The organism is Candidatus Andeanibacterium sp. (genome assembly GCF_057143545.1).
Window position 1 is genome coordinate 1 of sequence record NZ_DBNHSF010000225.1, and the last position, 2,710, is coordinate 2,710.

The following is a 2,710-nucleotide window of genomic DNA, read 5'->3' on the forward strand; positions in this document are numbered from 1 at the left end:
GCGGCTTGAGCAACTGGCGCGCGATGTCGAGGGCGAGCCGCCGCTGGTCAACCTCCGGGCCGACCTGACGCTCGATTACGGGCGGGTGATGGCGGTGATGGGCGAGCTCAATCGCGCGGGATTCAACGCGATTTCGCTGGTCACCAGCCGTTCAGAGACAGCGACTTAGCCTGAGGTCCCATGGCAGCGGTCCTAACCCTCAGAAACGACGAGCGGATCGGCCTCGGTGTGGCTGTTGCCGCGCATATCGCGCTGCTCGTCGCATTGTCGGTCCAGGTGTCACGCAGTCCGGCCATCATTGCGCCACCCGAGAGGATGGTGGTGAGCCTTGCGGAGGAGGTTGCGATGACCGCGAGCGCGCCGGAAATTTCGGAAGAGACGCAGGCCGCCCTTGCGCCCGAAATCTCCGACCGGCCCAATCCCAGGCCGCCAAGCGAAGCCGAGGCGGTGCCCGAAAACCGTCCGACGCCGCGGGTCAATCCGCGCACCAGGGCCGAGCAGCCCCAGGCACAGCCGCGCAACCAGGAACGGGCCAGCGGCGCGGAATTCGGCAGCGCGTTCCGCGAGGGCCAAAGCTCGGGCGAACGCAATCAGGGCGGAGCACCGGCGGATGCGATTACGCCGCAGGTCAGGGCATCGCTCGGCATGTCCATCACGCGCCAGCTGCGGCCCAACTGGAATGCACCGGACGGTCTCGAAGCAGAATTGTTGCGGACGACCGTAACCTGGAACCTCAATCCCGATGGCAGCCTTTCGGGCACTCCCGATTGTCAGCCTACAAGGGGTATCACGGATTCGAACCGTCCTCAGGCAGGGCGCCATTGCGAACTCGCGATCAGGGCAATCCGCAAGACCGCTCCGTTCAACTTGCCGGACCGGTATTATGCCTTCTGGAAAAGGCTGACCTGGGAATTCAACAAGGACCTGTCCCGATGATCCGTCTCCTGCTCACGACCTTGTTACTGGCTCTCGGCGCGAGCCCGGTTGCGGCGCAGGATGCGCCCCTGCCCACAGTTCCGCTCGAAACCGGAGATACGACGGTCGACGAGGATGCCGGGCTGACCGGCACGGTGACCGATGTCGGCGAATGGCAGGATCTCGGCATTGCGATTCCGGCTTTCGCGACGCCCCAAAACCAGCAGACTGCGGCCAATCTCGACGGGACCGCGGTGCTGGGCAAGGAGATCGCCCGCGTCATCACCGCCGACCTCAGGAACAACGGCTTGTTCCGCCCGATCGGGCCGGATGCCTTGCCCGAGCCGGTCTATTCCGAGATCACCTCGCCGCGCTGGAGCCTGTGGGGCACCCGCGGCACCGAGATGCTGGTCCACGGCTTCGTCCGCGCCGGGACCGATGGCCGGCTGACCGTGGGTTGCTATCTCTACGACATCGTCCTGACCGAGGAACTGGTGCGCGAAGGCTGGGTCGTCCAGCCGGTCGATTGGCGGCGCGCGGCACACAAATGCGCCGATTTGATCTATTCGCGGCTCTCGGGCGAAAGCCCGTTCTTCGACAGCAAGATCGCCTATATCGCCGAGACCGGGCCGAAGGATAACCGGGTCAAGCGGCTGGCGATCATGGATTCGGACGGTGCGAACCACCGTTTTATAACCAATGGCCAGTCGACCGCGCTGACCCCGCGCTATTCGCCCGATTACCGGTCGCTCGTCTATCTGAGCTATCTCAACGGCAATCCGCGCATCTATATCTACGATATCGGCACCGGCCAGCAGCGGCTGGTGACAGAAAGCAACAACCCGACCTTCGCCCCGCGCTGGTCGCCCGACGGCCGTTACATCCTCTATTCGATGGCCGTGGGCGGCAATACCGACATCTATCGCGTTTCGGTGAATGGTGGGCCCAGCACCAGGCTGACCGACAGCCCGGGGATCGATGTCGGCGGCAGCTATTCGCCCGATGGCAGTCAGATCGTGTTCGAAAGCGACCGTTCGGGCAGCCAGCAGGTTTATATCATGAACGCCGATGGCTCGAACCAGCGGCGGATCAGCTTTTTCGGCGGGCGCGCGGCAACCCCCGAATGGAGCCCGCGCGGCGACCAGATCGCCTTCACCCACATTGTTGGCAATTTCCGGATCGCCGTGATGAGCCCGGCCGGCCGCAATCTCCGGCACCTGACCGACAGTTGGCAGGACGAGGCGCCGACCTGGGCGCCCAATGGCAGGATCATCCAGTTCTTCCGGACCCGGCAGGGATCGGGCGAGGCATCGCTGTGGCAGGTCGACCTGACCGGTCGTAACGAGCGTCGCCTGCAGACCCCGGTCGGTGCTTCAGATCCAGCATGGGGACCTGTTTTGCCGTAACATGGGTGGAGTAAATATGCGGAACCGGGCTGTTCCCGGCCAACCGAGTAAACAAGGAGTGAGTAGGATGCATCGTTTCCTTACCATCGCGACAATCGCCGGCGCGCTGGCGCTGGCCGGTTGTGCCAGGAACAATCCGCCCGAAGACCTGCCCGCGCAGCCCGCGTCGGTCGGCGATGCCGGTTCGACCGGCTCCGGGCAGTCGAGCGTCGGCACTGCCATCATTCCCGGCAGCAACGCCGATTTCATCCAGCAGATGAATGGCCGCAACGTGATCTATTTCGATACCGACAAGTTCGATATCGACGCGTCCGACGCCACCGCGCTGCGGGCGCAGGCCGAATGGCTGCAGCGCTATCCCAACAAGCGCGCGACGATCGAAGGCCATT

At 64.2% G+C, this 2,710-nt stretch carries 4 protein-coding genes; all 4 read left to right on the forward strand.

Going from position 1 to position 2,710, the window contains the following annotated elements; genetic code table 11:
- Window positions 1-169 (forward strand): ExbD/TolR family protein (locus AC16XC_RS13040; protein WP_484035098.1); only part of this gene is annotated, 169 nt, incomplete at its 5' end.
- 11 nt (window positions 170-180) lie between these two features.
- A complete protein-coding gene (locus tag AC16XC_RS13045; RefSeq protein WP_484035095.1) occupies window positions 181-936 on the forward strand; it encodes a cell envelope integrity TolA family protein in 756 nt (251 codons plus the stop codon).
- Window positions 933-2,321 (forward strand): Tol-Pal system beta propeller repeat protein TolB, encoded by a 1,389-nt coding sequence (gene tolB / locus AC16XC_RS13050; RefSeq protein ID WP_484035096.1) that lies wholly within the window; start codon window positions 933-935, stop codon window positions 2,319-2,321. Before AC16XC_RS13045 ends, tolB begins: the two co-directional genes overlap by 4 nt.
- Before the next feature lie 67 nt (window positions 2,322-2,388).
- The coding region (locus AC16XC_RS13055) for an OmpA family protein (RefSeq protein ID WP_484035097.1) at window positions 2,389-2,710 on the forward strand (322 nt) is incomplete at its 3' end.

Bases quoted from the DNA above. Each gene is read 5' to 3' on its own strand.
- tolB (WP_484035096.1), top strand. From the start codon at position 933: ATGATCCGTCTCCTGCTCACGACCTTGTTACTGGCTCTCGGCGCGAGC.
- AC16XC_RS13045 (WP_484035095.1), top strand. From the start codon at position 181: ATGGCAGCGGTCCTAACCCTCAGAAACGACGAGCGGATCGGCCTCGGT.